Source organism: Bradyrhizobium sp. USDA 4486, assembly GCF_054057995.1.
In genome coordinates this window covers 5,310,751-5,333,265 of the sequence record NZ_JBSRZV010000001.1, presented here as the reverse complement: position 1 = coordinate 5,333,265, position 22,515 = coordinate 5,310,751, and the positions used below count along the sequence as shown (strand labels likewise).

Genomic DNA, 22,515 nt, shown 5'->3' with positions numbered 1-22,515 from the left:
CTGGCCCAGGACCCTTGTCCATGAGCGAAAGATGCACCGACGAGAGGCGGGAATGGCGAGCCGCAGGATGAGACCCGAAGGTCCGATCAATTGATGTCCTCCTTTGCTTTACATGCGTCTCGGTGACGGCCAAAGGCGGCGACCTACCAAGCTTGTTGTCAAAGGGACTTTGATGCGACTATTCCTACTCCCGTTTGCATTGAGGATTGGGTCTCATCGTGCCGATGAGCTCTGATGCGTCTTCAACACGTCGGCCACCGCGGAGGACGGGTCCACTGTCGCGATGTTCTCGACGGTTTACAACGTAGTGCTATTGCTCACGGCAGCCGTGTGCGCATCGGAATGACCGATATACGATCGACCTCAGCGTCAGATCCCAGAACCCATCACTTGCTTGTCTTAGGTGAGAAGCACCGCGGGCAATCTAGGCTGAGGAGGCACCGTCATCAGCTGTCCATCCGGGCACCCACCGGAGCAGCGGCAAGTTCAACCTGCCCGGGATCAGCGGAGTAAACGCGCATATCTTCAAGTTTGACCAGCAGTTTCTCGATTGCTGTGCATGACCACCAATGCTGGTAGGTCAACCGAGGACGCTCTATCGCTAAAGTGCCACCGGACCCTTAGGCGACGGGCCTCGCGGGAAGGCCGGGTGCCTAACCTTGTGATCCCCCGGGGTTAACTACTGAGCCAGCGGCACGATAGGGAAAGCTCCTTCCTTCCTTCCTCCACTGGGGCCGAGTCATCTCGCCCCTACCTGAGCGAAGCGGATGCGGCAGAGATAGCGCATTTGTCCACCCCCCGGGTGGATATAGGCGCCGAGTCACATCCGCGCTGCTGTCGAATTCGCCAGCTACCAAGCCTCATCAGGCCCATTAGCCGGTAAGCGTCAAAACTAGACTCAATTCGCATTCTGACGAAACGGACACAATCGTCTTCGGTACGAGAACCCAGCGTGGAGCGCGCCCCGGTAAGCGGGCGCGACGTATTCGGGTTCGAAAGCAACTGATGGGCGATCCGAATGGCCAGTCCTGCGGGTCAAAGTGCCGGCACGAGCCGGGGCGTGAGGTCAATCAGTCATAAACGTGCAGTGGATTGGCTGCGCGCTATCCGGCGCAGGCCCGGCGCGGCTGCCGCTGATCGCAAACATGCCGAGTGGCTACTATCCGCGGCGTAAACGTCGATATTGCTCTCGGCGGCAAGCGGCCACATGGGCCGCTTTTGATTATGTAAATTGCTGCGCAGTCTGTCAGCTTTCGGTAAGCCAGCCCCGATAAACAATCGTTGGGTTTAACGGGGGCGTGGCAGGGACAGCGCATGAGCTGAAGGACCACCATGTGCCGAGTTACGCTTCCGTTAAGCTCATTGCACCGCGGATGCTGCAGGGATCGTGCCTCATGATGCCCCGAGGCGCCGAGCCGTGTTCGCACTGCTGCTTGCAGCCGGTTAGCGGGGTTGCAGGGACAGCGCTGCCCCGTGGGGGACGAGCGCCGAGTGCTAAGTTCAATTAGCAATGAGGGCGAGCAGGGACAGCGTCTGCTCCAGCGCAACCAAACGGAGCCGGCCGCCGCATTGCACTGCTTCCGATCAATCATCACCAACCCTCTGGAAGGGAAGGAGGTTGCCTGCGAGGCCCGGCCGCTGTTATCTTGGTGGTGCAATTGTGTCCGCCATGTGTGTGGCGACGCCGACGCCGACTGCGTTGCCGAGTTCTTTAACGCGGTACTCCCTGTCGTGGCTTTCGAGGTCTCGGATAATCTTTCCAAAGGAACTGCTTCTATCGCGCTCCGTCTGGATTTACTCCGTCAACGTTCTCGCGTCTCTCATGCGCATTTGTGTCATTCTTGTTTACGCAAGGCGCACGTGTCTGGGCATGCTGGTGTCTCAATTTCTCCAAGGCGAAGACCCAGCTTAGATTGCCGCCGTGAGGACGGGACCGACCGATTTTGGTAGGTGCCCTTCGGTACTTCTAGAAGATACAAGTTGATAGCCTTGAGGATTTGAGCCTCCCGGGAGCAAAGGTGGCCAGCTCCAGTCTTCGTGACCGGGTTGGCCACCAGCGCTTGCGCGCAGCTACAGGCGAACAAATGCATATACTCGAGCGGGATATCGCATCCTTGCGGTCGCAAGCCCTTGCGGTGCTTGCGGCCAATCAAGCCCGTGCCGCCGATCAGTCTCTGGGACCATCAGATCGCAACGCTGCTACATTTAACATCGACGAAGTTCAGGCGATGCTAGCCATACTCGATTGCATGAAGCCCAACCTGCGGCCGAAGGAAGCACGGCAGATCGCTGCGCGCATACGCGCGCTTCTAGAGGACCACAGGGGGCAGCCGCTTCGAATAGGATGTCTGTGAAACCACAAGATGTGAGTTTTCGGTCGGTTGTCCATCCCTGAACGAGGAAGAAGATGTCCATTAGCGTACTCCCCGTGAGGATCGAACGGATACCCAAAAGAATGCGCCTCTGACGCTGAATGGCGGAGGGGCCATAGTACCAATCGTAATCGTAACGTGGCGTGACGAAGACTGCAGCGGGCTGAACGTTGTGTCCGGGCAACCCTGTAAGCCTTGTTGCCGGCGATCAGCGGCCAATTCGACAAACCTTGGTTTAGTGCTTTGCAGCCGATGCTATATCACCCACTTACCTTTGTAGAGTTGAGCGCCGGTTAGATCGTTTGTACTTTCGATGTCGAACCTGGATCATTCGATTTGCGGTTCAGTGCGAAGTCTGAACTGATGCCTTTGCCAGAAGTCGGCGCGTTCCAATCAGGTGTTGAGACGAACATCTTGTTGCACGCAAAAGGGCAGGAGCTTCCTAGAAGGTGCCACTATCGAGATCCCGATCAGCCCCCGATCAGCGGAATAGTACTCTATTTGAGCGACGAAATTGCAAGCGGAGGATAGGGCATCCTGCGCTCGCGAGCGCCCTTAGAGTAGCCAATAACGCGGCGCTTGTGCTCGGGTCTTTAGTACAGTCGCCGCATTGATGATCATCGCTGGTGTACGTTGCCGGCGAATTTGCATCCCCCCTCTTGAAATGCGAGTCGAGATGGCATTTACCGAGCTTTTCATCAAACGTCCGGTATTGTCTGTCGTCGTTAGTTGCCTGATCTTACTGATCGGCTTTCGTGCGGCCACCGTACTGCCGATCCGGCAATATCCCAAGCTATCTAATACGGTTGTCAATATCACGACTTCCTATCCTGGGGCCTCGGCCGACATGATTCAGGGGTTCATCACCACTCCCCTGGAGCAGGCAGTCGCTTCCGCCGAGGGCGTCGACTACGTTATTTCCTCATCGGTGCTCGGTACCTCCACGATCCAAGTCTACATCAAGCTCAATTTTGATCCCAATGAAGCGCTCACCGAGGTGCTCTCCAAGGTAAACTCAGTCAAATACTTAATCCCGAAGGAATCAAACGATCCGGTCGTCACTAAGTCAACCGGTCAGGCCACCGCTGTCATGTATATCGCCTTCTCCAGCGAAGAACTGGCGGCCAGCGCGATCTCCGACTACCTCTCGCGCGTTGTGCAACCCGTCATGTCAACCGTCGACGGCGTCGCAGCGGCAGACATCCTGGGTGGCCAGAGTTTTGCGATGCGGCTATGGCTCGATACCGCGAAAATGGCAGGGCACGGCGTGTCGCCGGCCGAAGTTTCGGCTGCAATCGCCGCTAACAACTTCCAGGCCGCGGCCGGCCAGACCAAGGGCTATTTCACTATCTCCGATGTCACGGCAAATACGGATCTGCGGAGTGTCGATGACTTCAAGCGCATGATCGTCAAATCCAATGACGGTGGCTTTGTGCGCATAGCGGACATTGCGACAGTCGAGCTTGCCGCACAGACCACTGACACTAGCGTCGCAATGAACGGCGAGCACGCGGTCTTTATCGGCGTCCGGGCAAGCCCGCAAGGCAATCCGCTAAACATAGCGCGAGGCGTTCGGGCTCTGTTTCCAGAAATGGAGCGTAACCTGCCGCCGTCACTGAAGATGAACGTGGCCTACGACTCCACCAAATTCATTCAATCGTCGCTCGATGAAGTGGAGAAGACGCTCATCCAAGCCGTCGTGATCGTGGTGGCGGTAATCTTCCTATTCCTGGCCTCGCTGCGGTCGGTCATCATTCCTGTGGTCACTATACCGCTCTCGCTTGTTGGAATCTGCAGCATGATGTTGGCGCTGGGGTTTTCATTCAATCTCCTGACTTTCCTTGCGATGGTTCTCGCAATCGGTCTCGTGGTCGATGACGCGATCGTTGTGGTGGAGAACATTCATCGCCATTTGGAAGAGGGCGCGCCGCCTCTAGCGGCTGCTATAAGGGGCTCGCACGAGATCGTCGGCCCCGTTGTCTCCATGACGATTACCTTGGCTGCGGTATATGCCCCAATCGGGTTTCTCGGCGGCCTCACCGGCGCGCTGTTCCGCGAGTTTGCGTTTACGCTGGCAGGAGCGGTGATCGTGTCAGGCGTGATTGCTTTGACACTGTCGCCGATGATGTGCTCGGTCTTCCTGAGGCGCGCAGAGGAGGGGCGGTTTGCAACATTTGTGAACCGCGGGTTCAGCACCATGACACGATGGTACGGCCGAAAGCTCGACCGCTCGCTCGACTATCGTCCGATTACCGGCCTGTTTGCGCTGACCATGCTGGGCCTCGTCGGCTTTCTTTATGTGAATACTTCCAAGGAGCTCGCACCCGAGGAGGATCAAGGTATCGTATTCGCTCTAACCAAGGCGCCGAGATACGCCAATATCGACTACCTCGATTATTACGGCACCAAGCTAGAACACGCGCTCCAAAAATTTCCAGAGACCGATTTGAGCTTTGTGCTCAATGGTGTTGGCGGCCAGCAGAGTGGCATGGCCGGCATGTTGCTCAAGGCATGGGACGAGCGCAAGCGCTCATCGATCGTGCTTAAGTCGCTTGTCCAGGCCGAGCTGTCCAAAATTGAAGGCATCAACGCGTTTGCCTTTAGCTTGCCGCCACTTCCGGGCGGTTCGGATGGCCTACCAGTGCAGATGGTGATCAATTCGACGTTTGACTTCCAATCCGTCTACGAGCAGATGTCGAAGCTGAAGGAGGCCGCGCGGAAGAGCGGTCTGTTCATGGTGAGCGACTCCGACCTCGAGTTCAACCAGCCGGTGGTACGAATCAAGGTTGATCGATCCAAGGCCAACGAGCTTGGCATCACCATGCAGACCATCGGAAACGCGCTCGCCACCTTACTTGGCGGAAACTACGTCAACCGCTTCAATTTGCAGGGCCGCTCCTACGAGGTGATCCCGCAGGTGCCCCGCGAAGAACGCCTGGCGCCGCAAGCAATCGGGAGCTATTATGTGAAGACTGCGGCGGGCTCGATGCTTCCGCTGTCGACCGTAGTCTCCATCGAGACTGCAACCGATCCGAACGCGCTCACCCACTACAATCAGCTCAACTGCGCGACCTTTCAGGCTGTGCCGATGCCCGGCGTCACGATCGGTCAGGCTGTGGACTTCCTGGAAGCGGAGGCGAAGAAACTGCCCGCAGGCTTCAGTCACGACTTCCTTGCCGACGCGCGCCAATATGTGCACGAGGGTAACCAACTGGCCATTGCCTTTGCATTTGCACTCATAATCATATTCTTGGTGCTTGCGGCACAGTTCGAAAGTCTGCGCGATCCCCTCATCATCCTGATCAGCGTGCCGATGGCAATCGTCGGCGCCTTGATCCCGCCATTCTTTGGCTGGGCGACGATGAACATCTACACACAGATCGGACTGTTGACACTGGTCGGGTTAATTTCCAAGCACGGCATCCTGATGGTTGAGTTCGCCAATGAGCTGCAGCTCAAGGAGAGACTTGACCGTCGCTCGGCTATAGAGATGGCGGCGCGCGTCCGACTGCGTCCAATCTTGATGACCACTGTGGCGATGGTCACCGGCTTCATACCCCTGATGATCGCAACGGGAGCTGGCGCCGCGAGTCGCTTCTCGATCGGGCTCGTGCTCGTCGCGGGCATGTCTGTCGGCACGCTGTTCACGCTCTTCGTGCTGCCGGCGGTCTATGTCGCGATCGCGTCCGATCATCGTGCCGATGCGAGCTCCGGCCGCGCGAAGATCGCTGCCGATCTCGACCTAACCGGCGCTGCTGATGCCCAGATGGCCAAGCAATGACGATAAAATCAATCCCGGTTCGCTCAGTGTGGATGCCCGAAGGAGCCTGCGATCGATTCACGCTCCCTTACGAATCGAGATCTTCACGCCCCGTTGGCTTTGCGAGGTTTGTAGGCTTTGCGACAAAGCCACAGTGAGCGTTGCGCCTCCGGTTGTCGCAGATCAGCAAAAACTGTCACCCTCTTATGGCCAGCTTAACTCGGGAAGGAATAACCGAAGCACCCTATCCACGGGCTCGACGATCACCGTCCGCTTGCCTAGTGAGGTAGTCCACTAGTGTTTGTGACGGCATTGCATTTGCAGGGATAAAGAATGCCAGCTTGAGGCCATCATGGTCGAAGCGCCGCCTGCAGGCGACGCACGCAGGATGAGGGGCGTCGCGCTCGCGAGCCCGTTCTCTCAGGAGCGCCCGTGATACTGCCTTCTAATTGGTCTGCCGGCCTGCTTGGGACTCGGCTCGCATTTTTTGTGGCCGGATTCGGCCTCGCGGCCTGGGCGCCTTTGGTGCCACTCGCCAAGGAGCGGCTCGCGGTCGGTGACCGCATGCTTGGGTTTTTGTTGCTCTGTCTCGGAACCGGATCCGTTATCGCTATGCTTTTGACTGGCGTATTGAATGCGCGGTACGGCAGCAAGCCCATTATCCTCGGGGGTGGACTTGGACTCGCGATCATGTTGCCGTGCCTCGGAATTGCCAACACACCTGTCAGGCTCGGTGCTACGCTGTTTGCTTTCGGCGTTTCACTCGGCTCGATCGATGTAGCCATGAACATTCACGCGGTTGAATTGGAGCGCGTCACGGGCCGTCCATTGATGTCTGGCTTCCACGCCCAGTACAGCATTGGGGAATTCACCGGCTCTGCCGCAGTGACCTCGCTCCTGTCGCTGCAACTTGGCCCGCTTTTTTCGACGTTGGTCTGTTCGGCGTTGATGACGATCGCGATTGGATCGGCGTGGCCGGGGTTGCTCGCGGCGGGGGCGGGGCGGCAGGGGCCATCGTTTGTCTTGCCCGATCGCAGTGTGTTGCTAATAGCTGTGCTCGCGGCTATCACTTTCCTTGTCGAAGGTTCAATGCTCGATTGGAGCGCTTTGCTTCTCGTTGAACGAGATCTTCTCGCGGAAGCGCGTGGGGGCATTGGTTGTATGCTCTTCTCACTCGCAATGGCCGCAGGCCGTCTCGGCGGAGATGCCGTCGTGGCGCGAATCGGTGACCGTGCCACATTGATGCTCGGGACTCTGCCGATCGTAACAGGGTTCTTGGCTGTGGTGGCCGCGCCCGTTGCGTTAATTGCTATGGCGGGGTTCCTTCTTATTGGATTGGGTATTTCAAATGTTGTACCTGTACTTTGTCGACGCGCCGGCAAACAGAAAATGATGCCCCCAGCCGTTGCGGTCGCGGTCATCACGACAGCCGGCTATGCGGGTATTCTCATTGGGCCCGCCGGCATTGGGCTCGTCGCACACATGTTTGGCTTGGGCGTGGCATTTGGGATGTTGGGCGCGCTCATGTCCATCGTTACGCTGTCAGCGAGGATGATGAGAGACGATCGCTAAGGCGTTGGCCGAGTGGAAAGGGACACCAGCACGCTTCCGACTAATGAACGTCCAGCGGTCGGCACTTAGCGGCTAGAGACGATGAGCTCTCAACTTCATGGTAGCAGGTCTCGATCATGGCGATTCTCCTTTTCCTGCAAGTGGTTGGCTGCGTCGTAGCTAGAATACACCGCGTCACGTGGATTCTTGGCGTCCGACCGAGCCCGGTGACAATGAACGCTTGTCAACTGCGAAGCAAAGAAGGACGTGAGCGGCAAGTCCGCTAGGCTGGACATTCACCGCGGATTGATGTCTAGAATTTGGCCGGTTATTCGCGGAACAGGCAGATCACTTTGGTGCCGTTCATCGCTGTCGGCGCGATACGCCCGGTATGCCAGCTGAATGCCGTCCTCAAGCGAGGTCGTGGCGCGCCAGCCGAGCCCGGACAGACGCCCGACGTCGAGCAGCTTGCGCGGTGTGCCGTCAGGGCGCGACGTGTCGAATCTGATCTCACCGCGATAACCGATGGCGGCCGCGACCATGAGCGCTAACTCGGCGATGCTGATGTCCTCGCCGGTACCGATATTGACCAGTTCCGGCGAGGAATAGGTCTTCATCAGATGGATGCAGGCGTCGGCGAGATCGTCAACGTAGAGAAATTCGCGGCGCGGCGTGCCGGTGCCCCAGACCACCACGCTCTTCGAGCCCGCGAGCTTCGCCTGGTGGAAGCGGCGGACCAGGGCGGCAATCACGTGGCTGTACTCGGGATGATAATTGTCGCCGGGACCGTAGAGATTGGTCGGCATCACGCTGATGAAGTCGCTGCCATACTGGCTGCGATAGGCCTCCGCCATCTTAATACCGGCGAGCTTGGCGATCGCATAGGGCTCGTTGGTCGGCTCCAGCGGGCCGGTCAGCACGGAATCCTCGCGCAGCGGCTGCGCCGCCAGCTTCGGATAGATGCAGGACGAACCCAGAAACATCAGCTTCTCGGCGCCGTTCAGGTAGGCGGCGTGGATCACGTTGGCCGCAATCGCGATGTTGTCGTAGATAAACTCGGCGCGCAGCGTGTTGTTGGCGACGATGCCGCCGACTTTGGCGGCAGCAAGGAAGATCACCTGCGGCCGCACGCGCGCGAACCAGTCGAACACGGCGGCCTGGTTGCAGAGATCGACCTCGCGGCGATCCACCGTGACGAGCCTCGCATCCTCCCTTTCGAGACGGCGCACCAGCGCGGCTCCGACCATGCCACGGTGGCCGGCCACATAGACGCTCTTGCCTTTCAGCTCAAACGCTGTGCTTGCCACGGCCGGCGTCCCGTCTTGCGTCTGCCAGATCGCTCGCCACCATCTCCTCGACGAGCTCTGCGAACGTCCGCTTCGGCTTCCAGCCGAGCACCTGGCGTGCCTTGCTGGCGTCACCGACCAGGAGATCGACCTCGGTCGGGCGGAAATAGGTTGGATCGATTCTCACCACGGTCTTGCCGCTCGTCTCGTCGACGCCGGTCTCGTCGACGCCCTGCCCGCGCCATGCGATGCGGCGGCCGACATGGGCGAAAGCCAGCTCGACCATCTCGCGCACCGAGCGCGTCTCGCCGGTGGCGAGCACGAAATCATCAGGCTTGTCGGCCTGGAGGATCATGTGCATGCCTTCGACGTAGTCCCTGGCATGGCCCCAGTCGCGCTTGGCTTCGAGATTGCCGAGATAGAGCGTATTCTCGAGCCCGACCTCGATCCGCGCCACGCCGCGGGTGATCTTGCGGGTGACGAAGGTCTCGCCGCGGATCGGGCTCTCGTGGTTGAACAGGATGCCGTTGCTTGCGAACATGCCGTAGGCTTCGCGGTAGTTCACAGTGATCCAGTAGCCGTAGAGCTTGGCGACGCCGTAAGGCGAGCGCGGATAGAACGGCGTCGTCTCCTTCTGGGGGACCTCCTGCACGAGGCCATAGAGCTCGGAAGTCGAGGCCTGGTAGAACCGCGTCTCCTTCTCCATGCCGAGGATGCGGATCGCCTCGAGGAGGCGCAGCACGCCGACGGCGTCGGCATTGGCGGTATATTCCGGGCTCTCGAAGCTGACGGCGACGTGGCTCTGGGCGGCGAGATTGTAGATCTCTGTGGGGCGGATCTGCTGCATCAGGCGGATCAGATTGGTCGAATCCGTCATGTCGCCATAGTGCATCAGGAACGGCACATTGCCGACGTGCGGGTCCTGGTAGAGATGGTCAACGCGCGCGGTGTTGAACGAGGACGAGCGGCGCTTGATGCCGTGCACGACATAGCCGAGCGACAGCAAATACTCGGCGAGATATGCGCCGTCCTGCCCGGTCACGCCCGTAATGAGCGCAACGCGCCGCTTTGAGTCCTGAGCCGCCATGGTCTCCCTTAGTGGCGCCGCAAAGAAAAACCATTGCGAAGCCGTTTTTCGAAAAATCTAGATGCGCATGCGCGCTTCACCCGCAATTAAAGGACAGCGTTGGTTAGCTCAGTCATACACGTCATGCAGGAATGCGCACTATATACATTCATTTATATTTGGACTGAAGGATGCCAACACATTCAGATTCAAAAATGAAGCCCAGTACCCCTAGCAGCGCGATGTTCCTAAGCAGGCGAGACGGATGGCAAAACGCCCTTACGCGTGCTCGGGCGCGCTTGCCCGTGGCGATATTTGCAATGAGACAAAAGAGAGAGTCTGTGCTCCTAATCTATCCTCAGGAGCATGAGTTCATTTCGCGTGGTCTCGTCATGGCGCGGGAGATCGACAAGCTGAGGTCGAATTCGTCAATGCATTTGTCGGAATGACGGCACGCAAGTCAGCACACAGCCAAAGCCTGCTCATAGAGCCGCAGTCTACAAAGTGTTGTTAACTTCCAAATAGAATACGCAATCTTGTAGGTCGACGCATCGACCATGATCAGTGCCGTTGCCAATATCCAACTCGTGGCAGGCGGTGAGAGTCGACGCGCAACAAAGTGAGAAAGAGTAGAAAACGTTGGTATAGATCGTCGAACGTTTCGATATCCAGAGCTTACTTTCGTACAATGGAGCTTCGGCGCCGATCCTTTAACCTTGGCTGAGCGTAAGTTGCCTCGGTCCAAGTATGATAAGTCTCCTAAACCCGTGCACGGAAAACGTCTCCAGTAACTGGGACAATTCAAGCTAGAGCTGCTGCGTCGTTTGTACTCGATCGGCAGCCAAAAGCGCAATGTAGCCGGGCGAAGCGATGATGGCTGAAAGAGATCTAACTCACGCTTGTGAATGCGGCGGAGATACAGGCGGCCGCGAAAACCGAACTTGACACCTGTTACCATCGGGCAATCGAATTTCATGACGGGTTCCTGACCCCTTAAACTTGGGCTGCATTGATCGATATGTGTGGAATTGTTGGTATTTTGGGGCGTGGTCCGGTCGTTGGACAGTTGGTCGCCTCGCTCAAGAGATTGGAATATCGTGGGTACGACTCCGCAGGCCTCGCGACTCTCGAAGGTCTCCATATCGAGCGCCGCCGCGCTGAAGGTAAGCTGAGAAACCTTGAGGAGCGGCTGCGCTATTGTCCGCCGTCGGGACACACGGGAATCGGTCATACCCGCTGGGCGACTCATGGAAAGCCGACCGAGAGCAATGCTCACCCGCATGCGACGGAAAATGTCGCGGTCGTTCATAACGGGATCATTGAGAATTTCCGCGAGCTGCGAGCCGAACTGGAGCGGAATGGAGCCAATTTTAACTCAGAGACAGACACAGAGGTTGTGGCGCATCTCGTCGAATCTTATCTCAAGGAGGGTTACTCGCCACAGGATGCGGTACAAGCTTCGCTGCCGCGGCTGCGCGGTGCCTTCGCGTTGGCATTCCTTTTCAAGGCCCACGACGATCTTTTGATCGGCGCGCGTAAGGGGTCGCCCCTTGCGATAGGACATGGTAACGGCGAAATGTATCTCGGATCGGACGCGATCGCGCTCGCGCCTTTGACCGACACCATCACCTATCTTGAAGACGGCGACTGGGCCGTGCTTACGCGCACGATGTACGTGATCTATAGTGCAGACGGATCTGTCGTCGAGCGGGAAACATCAAAGTCTGGCGTATCGTCACTCCTTGTGGATAAAGCGAATTATCGCCACTTCATGGCCAAGGAAATCCACGAACAGCCGACAGTGGCCGGCAAGACATTGGCGCACTATCTCGACACGGCGGCCAAGCGCGTTGCCCTGCCGCTCACATTACCGTTCGACTTTAAATCTATTCAGCGCATCTCAATTACCGCGTGCGGCACTGCAAGCTATGCCGGGCACATCGCCAAATACTGGTTCGAGCGGCTCGCGCGCTTGCCTGTCGAGATCGATGTAGCGTCCGAGTTCCGCTACAGGGAGGCGCCATTACGCCGGGGCGATCTCGCGATCGTCATCTCGCAGTCGGGCGAAACCGCTGACACGCTAGCTGCGTTGCGATACGCCAAGGACCAGGGCGTGCACACGATATCTGTGGTCAATGTCCCGACGTCGACGATTGCGCGGGAGAGCGAATCCGTTCTGCCGACGCTGGCGGGGCCAGAAATCGGCGTCGCCTCCACCAAGGCATTCATCTGCCAGCTGATGGTATTGGCTGCGCTTGCCATAGCAGCAGGCAAAGAGCGCGACAAACTGTCTGAGATCGATGAATCGAAGCTTGTCCTTGCGCTTATCGAAGTGCCGCGGTTGATTGCTGCGGCACTGTTGATTGAGCCGCAGATCGAGAAGCTCGCGCGTTATATCGCCGACACAAGGGACGTGCTCTATCTCGGTCGTGGCACATCGGCCCCCCTGGCGCTGGAGGGCGCACTCAAGCTGAAGGAAATTGCCTATATCCACTCAGAAGGTTATGCCGCCGGCGAGCTCAAGCACGGACCGATCGCACTTATAGATGAGGCAGTGCCTGTGGTGGTGATCGCGCCGTATGACGAGGTCTTCGAGAAGACCGTCTCGAATATGCAAGAAGTTGCGGCTCGGGGCGGCAAGATCATCCTGATCACCGATTCGAAGGGTGCTTTGGAAGCGGCGGTGGACACACTAATGACCATTGTGCTGCCGGAGATGTTCGCAAGCTTTACGCCGATGGTCTACGCCATTCCGGTTCAGCTCTTGGCTTACCATACCGCACTCGTAAGGGGCGCGGACGTGGATCAGCCGCGTAATCTGGCAAAATCGGTGACCGTGGAATGAGGCGGCAGTGCTATATTGGAGCATTGAGGCCATTAATGGAGTGGGCGAGCTCAAGGAGAACGATCCCAGTATCAACAGGTCTCAATCATAGACCGATCCAGCTCGATGAGCAGAGTAAGTCCTGCTTGCGTCATCGTCGTCAACTGACCAACGCCAAAGGGGGTGAGCGTTACGTTCCTGTCGTTCGAGCGGAACGGGCGATAACAAGTGGAAATTACACACAATTGGGAGATCCAAGTCGCCTCTTCGGTCACCCAGCCTACTATCTGCTTTGCAGGGCCAAATCAGCCTGAAGCTCGGTGCACAAAAGTGGCTCTCTAACTCATTCTCCCCCCTTGCCGAAGCCGACGAACAATGCATGCACTTCGAGCCCCGGTGACGATTGCTTAGGATTAGCAGTCCAGTCTGTCGCTTCGGCGCGTAGCAGCGGATCACGCAATCCGGTTGGACCATAGCGCCACCGCGACCCTCCCAGCTGCTACGTGTCGCCAAATGGATTGTTAAGCGCACATTCCCGCGCAAGGTCGAGGACCTAAAACGAAGTGCAGGGGGCGCCAACTTGGGACGCGCCTAGTCGTCGGGCGCGTCCCCTAACCGCAATGCACGGCGCACCCGCAGCGGCTGACATTCATTCCGTGGTTCAGCTGGCTAACCGCGGCGAAGGCGAAGTGGGTAAATGAGCGTTGACGCCGAATGCGCGGTCGCGCTTCCACGAGTCGACATCAGACTACGTTTCTGGCGCAGGCGATATCGTTGCCCAGGATATGAGACGGGCGCGGCGGAAGAACAAAACAGCACCATCCTATTGGCGTCAGCAGGTCAATCGGCGACTAACCAAATTCCTAATGAAAGGAGCTTCCTCAGAGCTGTTCGCGGCCTCTCATCAAAACCTGATGAATGCCAATGGCACGAGCGTGTGCCGCCGTGTCGTTCAGAAAGAAGCGTCAGGACAAGCCAACGTGAGGGCGACCACGTCAGGTCTTGGTAAGCCAGGCTCCCTATCAGCGCCGCTAGGCCCAACAAGCCTAGACTAGATGCGGAAATGTATGTCCGACGGGAGCACCAATCGCAATGTATAATCGGAGCAATGGCGCGTCCTACTTCCAATCGTCAAACTTTGCCGAAACTGATGAGCAAATGGACGCAGACAATTTTGCTGATGAGTTAGCCAATATGCGCTTAGCCGATTCTGGCTCGAGTCGCAGTTCATCTTAGGCAACAAGACCATATTCGCTCGTTTCAAGCCCTCCCATCATAGAGTTCAAAGATCGTCGCTCATTCCGAGAAGCCACGAAGGCCTATCATGGCGACGAAATCAAGTACATCGCCGACAATCCCCAAGAATACTCCGACTTCATGTCCGCCAAGGCAAGGCGAACTGCAGAAGTTGCCGAAGAGTACGGCACAACTCGAGACTCCGAGAATGCGCGATACTTCAGCTACCAATTGGGCAACAAGAGTGTGGGACTGCTAAGAATGGAAGGCGGCGACAGCATGACCGAGTTCGACGTCAAAAGGTGGAAAAAGCTATTTCCTGTACGCGACGGAACGACCTCTACTGTGGATCTTCAAGTCGTTCATCCGCTTGTCGATAACGCTGGCGATATCCTGCTCGAGCACCAGCTTCGCATGGACGGCAAACAGCCGCTGCTCAATTTGCGTCCGGCTAATCCCGAAGCAAGAGCTCGTGCGGCAAAGATGAGATTCGTCGAGGTTGATGCCGACAACATGGTTCTCGACATAGAGAGGTCAGACAAGTGGGTAAGGAATAGCGATGGCGACTGGCAGCGAAAAGGCACTGCTGCGCGGTATCTTGCTAAAGCTGTCGAAAGTGAAAGGTAGTGATACCGAGATCCCAGCGAGCGGCTCAACATACGAATATGAGGATGAGTTTATGTGACCATTGAATCACCGATGATGCCCGATGGAGTAGACTAATCTAGTCTGCTCCGGGCTGCTCTGTGTTTATAGTCCTTTTCGGCTGTGAGTTCCTCTGAGTCGGGCTCAGAAGAGCAGTTGCTGAGTTGTTTGAGCGTTGGAAGTAGGGGCTCACTGCGCAAGCAATTGAGACAACGCTCGCTGCGGCGCGGACATGCATGGAGTGCCGCCACAGTGCACCCGGTCGCCGAGGGGCCGGGCGTGTTGCGCCGAGCACGTTGTACGGCTTGGAGGCAGAAGTCTTCTACCGAGGACGGCTTACGAAGTAGTAAGCGCGTCGCGCCTGCCGTGAGTCGGTCGGCACGGAATGCAACAGCGAAGCGGCGCCCAATGGGCAAGACGGTCGGCATGCGTCAACGGACATAACGACGCCGTGGGCACGAGCATCGTGCAGAGCTATTTCACCAGAAAAGCCTCAACACAACACGCGAGACGGTTGTCCCAGGCGAGGCTCCGTTATCATCGTCCTGCGGTCGGGCTGCGAACAGCCAATCTCTTGCTTTTGTCGAGCGCTCTCGCGCCAGCTCCACTCTGTAATGGAGTATATAGCCTCGATCCAGACGAGTTAAGAAGGGCTTAGGGTCGTCGATTGCTTTGGGTGAGCATTACGTTGAACGTCGACCTGCAGAATGAGTCGAGCTAGCGTGCGCTTCCGGCCCTCGCAGCGATGAGGTTGTTCTGCACCAACGTAGCCGCCCGGCAATAGTCGGTAAAGCATGGACAAGCCGACTAATTTGCCACTCGCTCGCGTTTTAGCCCAAGTAGCGTGTTTCACCGCGGAGAGGTTGATCGGTGGCGAGATCGACGCGCGGGGCGTTTAGATCGGACGTCCGCTCAAGCCGCAGGTTGATTGCATCAGATGCGGTCTCCGCCGTCATACGCGTTCAGTGCGGTGTCGAGGCACTGGATTAACGCTTGGCCGGCAAAGGGTTTGGGGAGGAAGCCAATCGCTCCGGCGCCCAGCGCTGACGCGCGCACGCGGTCGTCGGGGAAAGCCGTAATGAAAATGAATGGTGTGTCGTACCCACGTGTCCGCATCTCTGCCAACAGCTCCAGACCGCTCATAGCCGACATCTGCACATCGGCAATGACACAGGATGTCTCGTCCAATTGCGGGGACCTCAGGAGTTCCTCGGCCGACGCAAATATCCGGGCGATGTAGCCACGCGATTTCAAAAGATTCTCTGTCGCCGCACGGACTGAGGCGTCGTCGTCAACGACGGAAATCAAAGGCGTGGACAAGACGAGCCCTCCTGAAGGGGGAATAGCGGCTGCAAGCATTAGCCACTTTCGGCGAAAAGTGGGCTCGACCGATGAAGTTGTAAAATCATACTTGGGTTTGTTCAGGACGATTAGCGCGAATTCCCAGCGTCTCAGTCATTCTGATCAAGTCGGCCAGCGAGCGTGCACGCATCTTTTTCATTACTTTTCCGCGGTAGATCTTGACAGTGATCTCGGCGAGCCCAAGCTCGGCGGCGACCTGCTTGTTCATCAGGCCGGCAGCGACCAGTTTCATCACCCCCTGCTCCCGGGGGCTTAAGTTCTCAAATAAAGACTGCAGGTTCGCGACCGTCTGCTGAGCCTCCCGTCTTTTGCGATCGCGTTCGGTCGCCGCGACAACGGCATCAAGCAGTTCCTGATCGCGAAACGGTTTGCTGAGAAAATCGACGGCTCCTTCCTTCATGGCTCTGACGGTCATTGGAATGTCGCCATGGCCGGTAATGAAAATGATCGGAATATGTATGTTCAACCTCGCTAGCTCAGTCTGGTAGTCAAGCCCGCTCAAGCCTGGCAGCCGGACATCAAGAACTAGACAGCTAATAACGTCCGGAATTGTGCTCTGCAGCATTTCGCGGGCGGATCCGAATGCAATGACGTCCAACCCTACCGATTTAAAAAGATTCGTAAGCGAGCGACGCATTGAGATATCATCCTCGACGACGAAAACGGTCGCCTTCGTCGAGGCCTCGGGATTGCTGCCTTCATCTGACGCGTCAAATCGTGCTGTCACGAGACGCCCTCCTTATGCAGCGGCAAGGCAAACTGGAACGTCGCGCCCGGTCCATTTTTGTGGACCATTGACAATCGTCCTCCATGAGCTTCCACGATCGACCGGCAGATCGAAAGACCCATTCCAAGGCCAGTCGATTTGGTGGTGAAGAAGGGATCCAAGACGCGGTCCGCGTCGTTCTCGGCGATGCCGACGCCGCAATCGGTCACGGCAAGGTGGACGTGCCCCACATCCTCCTTCGATGATTGAATCAGCAGTTCGCGCTTCCTGTCTGTAACTGCGTCCATGGCTTCGATTCCGTTCATCACCAGATTGATGATCACCTGTTGAAGCTGAATCCGATCGCCGAGGATCCTAGGTAGTCCTTCCGTCAACTCGGTTCGTAATGTCACTCGGTGGCTCACCAGCTCTCGTGTTACCAGCGCAATGACGTCCTTAACGACCTCATTGATATCGAGCGGCACCATCTCAATCTCGCCTTTCTTCGCGAGCGCGCGAATACGACGGATCACCTCGCTTGCCCGGATTGCGTCTTCGATGATCCACTCCACCGAAGAGCGCGCGGCGGAAAGATCAGGCGCTTCCCGGCCCATCCAACCGAGGCACGCATCCGCGTTGCTGATAATAGCGGCGAGTGGCTGGTTTATTTCGTGGGCGATGGAGGTTGTCAGCTCTCCTAAAGTCGTTACACGCGTCACATGCGCAAGCTCCGACTGCGCCTTTCGTAGTTCTTGTTCGGCTTGATCGGCGCGAATGGTAGCGGTGATGTCGGTGCTGACGCCACGGTAGCCGAGAAAATTGCCCTTTCCATCGAAAAAAGGCTTGCCACTCGTGCGGACATAGATCGGAGAACCTGTCCGATTCACGGTGCGGTAGACGAGATCCCGAAACGGAAGATGGGCCTCCAACGTCGCCCGATGCTGCCGCCACTTCTCGGGTTCCTCTTCGACGTCGCACGCAATGTCCCAGCGAAGCAGGCCCATCAATCCTGTCGCCAAAATTCCCGCAGCGCTGGTGTGCTCGGACAAGCGAGTGACCTGATGATCCGGCCCGGTCTCCCAGAGCCAGTCGGAAGCTGTTTCGGCGTAGTCGCGAAAGCGCTGTTCGCTCTCGCGCAGCGCGGCAAGTGTGTTTTCCAGGCGTTCCCTAGCTGCGTGTTGCTCGGTCACATCCATATGTGTTCCGATCAGCTCGCTGACGTTACCATCGCTGCCGATCACCACGTGCGCAACGGAGTGTATGCGTCTTATCCCGCCATCTGGTAGAAGGATACGAAAATCATATTCGAACCGCCCCTCCTTGTGTTCAATCGCCTGGCGCTGCACCTCCTGTAGCCGCGGCAAGTCCTCCGGATGGATGCGCGATCGAATGGTCTCGATCGATACCGGCTCTTGTGGGCTAAAGCCAAACAGGCGATCGACCTCGGCGGAGCGATATATGAAATCTAGACCGTAGACATCCCAGGACCAGCTGCCTGTGTGACTGAGATGCTGGGCCTCGGCCAGATAGGCCTCGCTGCGGCGCAGTTGCTGTTCTGCTCGCCTCGCCGCCGTAATATCCGTAGCTGCCCCAACAAACTCGATGTCCCCAGAGGCTGTTCTCGTCGCTCGTGCCTGCGCATGGATGTGCTTTACCGAGCCGTCCGGTAGTAGAAGCCGGTATTCGTGCTCGAAATCGCTCGGGTCTCGCATCGCGCGATCGATAATTTCTTTAACCGAAGCCCTATCATCTGGATGAGTGCGCTCAACGACGAGCTGGGGCCCCGGCGGCACCGTGTCAGGATCTAATTGGAAAATCCGAAACGTTTCCTTGGACCAGAAGGCCTCGCCCGTAGTGGGGTTCCAGCTGAAGCTGCCTGTGTGGCTCAACTCCTGCGCCTGGGCCAAATGTGCTTCGCTCCGCTGCAGAGCAAGTTCGGTCCGCCTTCGTTCCGTGATATCTTCGCAGGCGATAAGGACAATGGGCTGCTCATCGCCCCAGAGCATGGCTTTGGCGTTTTCACGTACCCACAACACCGAGCCGCCCTTCCTGACTTTCTGGACGTCCCACGTGCGCGTTTGTCCGACATCCTCAAGGCACGTCCGAACGCATTCGCGAACGAACGCGCGATCCTCTTCGAGGAATACGTCCAGCACGGATCGACCGATCAGTTCAGCACGAGCATAGCCGAGTTGTGTCGCGCCGAGCGTATTGACGTTGAGGACAGTGCCAGCTTCATCGACCATGAAGTACATGGCCGGATTGTGCTCGAAGATGGCGCGCCACCGTTTCTCGCGATCCTCCAAATCGGCCGCACTCCGCTGAAGCTTGGCCGCAACCACACGCGCAACCTCTCTCTCCTGGCGGAGCTTTCCGATCAAGTGCGTTCCCACAATCGAGGCAATAAAGAATGCAACAACGACCGGCAGATCTTGGGGGTCATCGATTCGCAGGCTGAACGCCGGCGGCGCAAAGTAGTAAGCGAGAGCAGCGATGGCTACGATGCAAAGTGCGGACGACGCGATGAAGCTGCCCATCAACGAAAACAGCAATACCACTAACAAATAGGCGAACGCCGTCGCGGCGAAATGCGCGTGAAGGTATAAGCAAACCAGTGTTACCACGGCCAGCGTTAAGCTGCCGAAGGTAAACTGAGGGGCTGAACGTTCCAAACTGCTGATCTGGCTACGCATTTTGATACCGTCCGGCCTGTTCTCCGGCGGGAGAGCTATAACATTTTAGGCAAAAATAGGGCAATACCCGGCACCAGCACCCGCTGCCGAGCGCTTCCGAGATCGTTTGTTGGTGCTGAACTGAGCACGCCCGGGAAAAAAATGCATCACAGACATACGTATAGTTGTCCTAAACCTTTCAATATGGCGCACTGACGCCTGCAATCGAAGATTAGATGTCTACTTTCGTGCGCTGCCGATAATTGTGGCCAGGCGCTCGAGGCTGCAGCCGCGGATAACTCCCTTACGCCAGCCACGAGGATAGCGGCTGCAGTTCAGTCAAGACGGTGAGCCGGAACAATCAGGCGCACCTCGCCGAACCGGAAAGAACACTGACAAGCTGCCGGTCCACTCATCTCGCTGGTACGATCGGTCATGCGGAAGAAAGCGCAATGGTCATGTGCCGAGATACGAGGCGAAGTTTCGCGACTGCTTTGTATGCGTTAGCGCCATCACGCCTAGGTGCGAAGCACTTGTCTCCGAGTGGTTAGCCGAAACGAGCGCGCGCAGCCACGCCGAACCGACACTAGCCGTGCACGAGCTGCCACGGCTCTGTCGAGGTGCCGTCTTATCCGCGCTGATCACACCCGTCACGATCTGAGGCGGCAGCGCGGACCGTAACAAGGGACGACGAGTTGCGTCAGCACGATCGCGACCACGTCATTGGTCTGACGAGGCAAGCGCAGTGACCGCGCACATGGCGATTGTACGGAGCAACGCCTAGAGCCGTCAGGCTGGACACATTCTGTCGCAATCCTGTTATCTGGCAGGACAAAATGCCATAGAAGCGTTCAGATGGCCGGGAGCTTGACGGGGAAAGACGCGCTTAAAAATGACTATAAAAAAGCTCCTACTCTTTTGCTCGGCTGGCAGCTTTTTTAGGGCAGCCGCCCGGGGGCGGCGCAGGCAGGGGCTGCGCACTGGAGATCGCGCGAGATAGTTCCGGCTCCTGTCAAATCGACTTTGTCGATTCGAACTACGAGAAATATTGCTGCGCTTGCCTTCGACGCGTCTTTGAATGGCGGCGGTTAGGATCCGGGACCTATCTCATCGTGTGTCAATAGTGGTGGACACGTTGGGCTGGTTGAGCCGAGCTTGCAGCGTCGCGTGCTCGAGCTCGTCCTCCCACCAGGATACGAACACGGCGGCGATGCCATTGCCGGTGATGTTAGTAAGGGCGCGCACCTCGCTCATGAACTTGTCGATCGAAAATACGATGGCCATGCCTGGCACCAGCGCTGGATTGACCACCGACAACGTCGCAGCGAGCGTGATGAAGCCCGCGCCGGTGACGCCGCTTGCTCCCTTCGACGTTAGCATTGCCACGAGCAGGATCGTGAGCTGCTGGCCAAAGGTGAGATCGACCCCGAGTGCCTGGGCAATGAACAATGTTGCAAGTGTCATATAGATATTGGTGCCGTCGAGATTGAAGGAGTAGCCAGTTGGCACCACCAGGCCGACCACGGGCTTGGAGCAGCCCAGCCGTTCGAGCTTCTCCATTAATTGCGGCAGCGCGCTTTCAGAGGACGATGTGCCGAGCACGATCAGAATCTCGTCCTTGATATAGACAATGAACTTGAAGATTGAAAAGCCGACGAGGCGCGCGATCAAACCGAGCACCACCACAACAAATAACGCCGCCGTCGCGTAAAACAGCGCGATCAGACCGATCAAATTGCCGAGTGCTGCCGGCCCGAACTTGCCGATAGTGAAGGCCATGGCCGCGAAGGCGCCGATCGGGGCCGCTTTCATGATAATAGCGATCACGCCGAACACCGCGTGCGCGACGTCGTCAATCATGCCTCGCAGTCGCTCCCCACGGTTTCCCAACGCCATCAGTGAAAAGCCGAATAGGATCGCGAACAGGAGAACCTGCAGAACATCGCCGCGGGCGAAGGCGCCGACCACGGTTTCGGGAATGATGTTGAGAAAGAAATCGACGGTCTTCGACGCTTCCGCCTGCTTGACGTAATCGGCGACCGCGCCAGCATCGGGCTTGACCGCAAGGCCATGACCGATTTGAACCAGGTTGCCCATAAGAAGGCCCAACACCAAGGCAAAGCTGGAGACGATCTCGAAATAGACCAGCGCCTTGACGCCGACGCGCCCGACTTTCTTCGCATCCTGAATATGCGCAATACCAGATGTGACGGTGCAGAAAATAATCGGCGCGATCACCATCTTGATGAGCTTGATAAACCCGTCACCGAGCGCCTTGACCCAGTCGTTGGTCGCGACAGACGGCCATAGGCAACCGACCATGGCGCCAATCAAGATCGCGATCAGCACCTGCACGTAGAGAATCTTATACCAAGCTTGCGACGCGCGTGCGGGCACCGCGGTTGCTATGGTGGTCATGACGCTTCCTTCCCGAATATACTCGCATGCGAGCCACCGCGTCATTGAGAGACGACAGCGTCATACGAGACTCATCATTTTAGCCGTGTCCGATGAAGACGGTTCCGAGAGCCGGTGCGTCGTTCAAAGGCAGGCGTTTAGTTGCGTTATCCTTTCTCGTTAAGCAAGATATGCACCAGTTGGCCAAAGTGCGCCCGATTAAGCAGTCTCGACCAAACCGTCTGTCTCCGGGCGGTATCGGTTTGATTGCCCGGCTCGCGGTCGCAAGGTCGAACAAAAAGTTGTAGCCAGACGCGTAACTTGGTCGGCTGAGCGCATTAGCGAAGTCCCTTCTCGGGATGGAAGTCCGAGCGTGATCGATATGCGACAACTGCTGATGGATGCAACAGTAGATGACATTGGTAAAATTGATAGTTTGGATTGTAATCATCCACGCGATGGAAGCCTGGTTTAGGAGCTCGATTGCGCGGCAATAATCTTGAATCGATGCACTGCCTTATCGCTAGCGGCAAAGCTCGTTCGTGCACGGGGCATTTGTCTCCAGGCCTGTGCTAACGATGCGCATTAGGCAGGTTGATCGAGAAGCGGCCTTCGCTCTCGGCCTCTCAGCGCCTTTT

Annotated in this window: 10 protein-coding genes; 4 read left to right on the top strand and 6 right to left on the bottom strand. The window is 57.4% G+C overall.

The features are described from left to right. Positions 1-3,048 precede the first annotated feature (3,048 nt). Positions 3,049-6,153 (top strand): efflux RND transporter permease subunit, encoded by a 3,105-nt coding sequence (locus ACVWY3_RS25235; protein ID WP_456840879.1) that lies wholly within the window; start codon positions 3,049-3,051, stop codon positions 6,151-6,153. Positions 6,154-6,567: 414 nt separating this feature from the next. After that, positions 6,568-7,704, top strand: coding sequence for an MFS transporter (locus ACVWY3_RS25230; RefSeq protein WP_456843456.1), 1,137 nt, complete (start codon positions 6,568-6,570; stop codon positions 7,702-7,704). A 275-nt stretch (positions 7,705-7,979) separates the two neighbouring features. Here ACVWY3_RS25230 and ACVWY3_RS25225 read toward each other — a convergent pair whose 3' ends face one another. Both ACVWY3_RS25225 and gmd read right to left on the bottom strand, forming a co-directional pair. Then, the gene (locus ACVWY3_RS25225) at positions 7,980-8,990 is read right to left on the bottom strand and encodes a GDP-L-fucose synthase family protein (RefSeq protein ID WP_456840878.1); all 1,011 of its coding nucleotides are present in this window, start codon (positions 8,988-8,990) and stop codon (positions 7,980-7,982) included. Beyond that, on the bottom strand, positions 8,971-10,056 hold the full coding sequence (gene gmd, locus ACVWY3_RS25220; protein WP_456840877.1) for a GDP-mannose 4,6-dehydratase: 1,086 nt from the start codon (positions 10,054-10,056) through the stop codon (positions 8,971-8,973). Before gmd ends, ACVWY3_RS25225 begins: the two co-directional genes overlap by 20 nt. A 997-nt stretch (positions 10,057-11,053) precedes the next feature. Between gmd and glmS the strand changes: the two genes are divergently transcribed. Continuing rightward, complete coding sequence (gene glmS, locus ACVWY3_RS25215) at positions 11,054-12,880, top strand: glutamine--fructose-6-phosphate transaminase (isomerizing) (RefSeq protein WP_456843455.1); 1,827 nt, start codon at positions 11,054-11,056, stop codon at positions 12,878-12,880. Between the two features lie 1,356 nt (positions 12,881-14,236). Next, positions 14,237-14,722 (top strand): effector protein NopP, encoded by a 486-nt coding sequence (locus tag ACVWY3_RS25210; RefSeq protein ID WP_456840876.1) that lies wholly within the window; start codon positions 14,237-14,239, stop codon positions 14,720-14,722. A gap of 951 nt (positions 14,723-15,673) precedes the next feature. Here the strand turns inward: ACVWY3_RS25210 and ACVWY3_RS25205 are convergent. The 4 genes from ACVWY3_RS25205 to dctA form a co-directional block, all read right to left on the bottom strand. Then, positions 15,674-16,099 carry a response regulator transcription factor gene (locus ACVWY3_RS25205; RefSeq protein ID WP_456840875.1) on the bottom strand — a complete coding sequence of 142 codons (426 nt, stop codon included), beginning with the start codon at positions 16,097-16,099 and terminating at the stop codon, positions 15,674-15,676. Positions 16,100-16,145: 46 nt separating this feature from the next. Beyond that, positions 16,146-16,829, bottom strand: a complete 684-nt coding sequence (locus ACVWY3_RS25200; protein WP_456840874.1) for a response regulator transcription factor — start codon at positions 16,827-16,829, stop codon at positions 16,146-16,148. Beyond that, complete coding sequence (locus ACVWY3_RS25195) at positions 16,826-19,501, bottom strand: PAS domain S-box protein (protein ID WP_456840873.1); 2,676 nt, start codon at positions 19,499-19,501, stop codon at positions 16,826-16,828. The genes ACVWY3_RS25200 and ACVWY3_RS25195 overlap by 4 nt, the downstream gene beginning before the upstream one ends. 1,086 nt (positions 19,502-20,587) lie before the next feature. Next, positions 20,588-21,898: a C4-dicarboxylate transporter DctA gene (gene dctA, locus ACVWY3_RS25190; protein ID WP_456840872.1), complete on the bottom strand. Its 1,311-nt coding sequence runs from the start codon at positions 21,896-21,898 to the stop codon at positions 20,588-20,590. Positions 21,899-22,515: the final 617 nt, after the last annotated feature.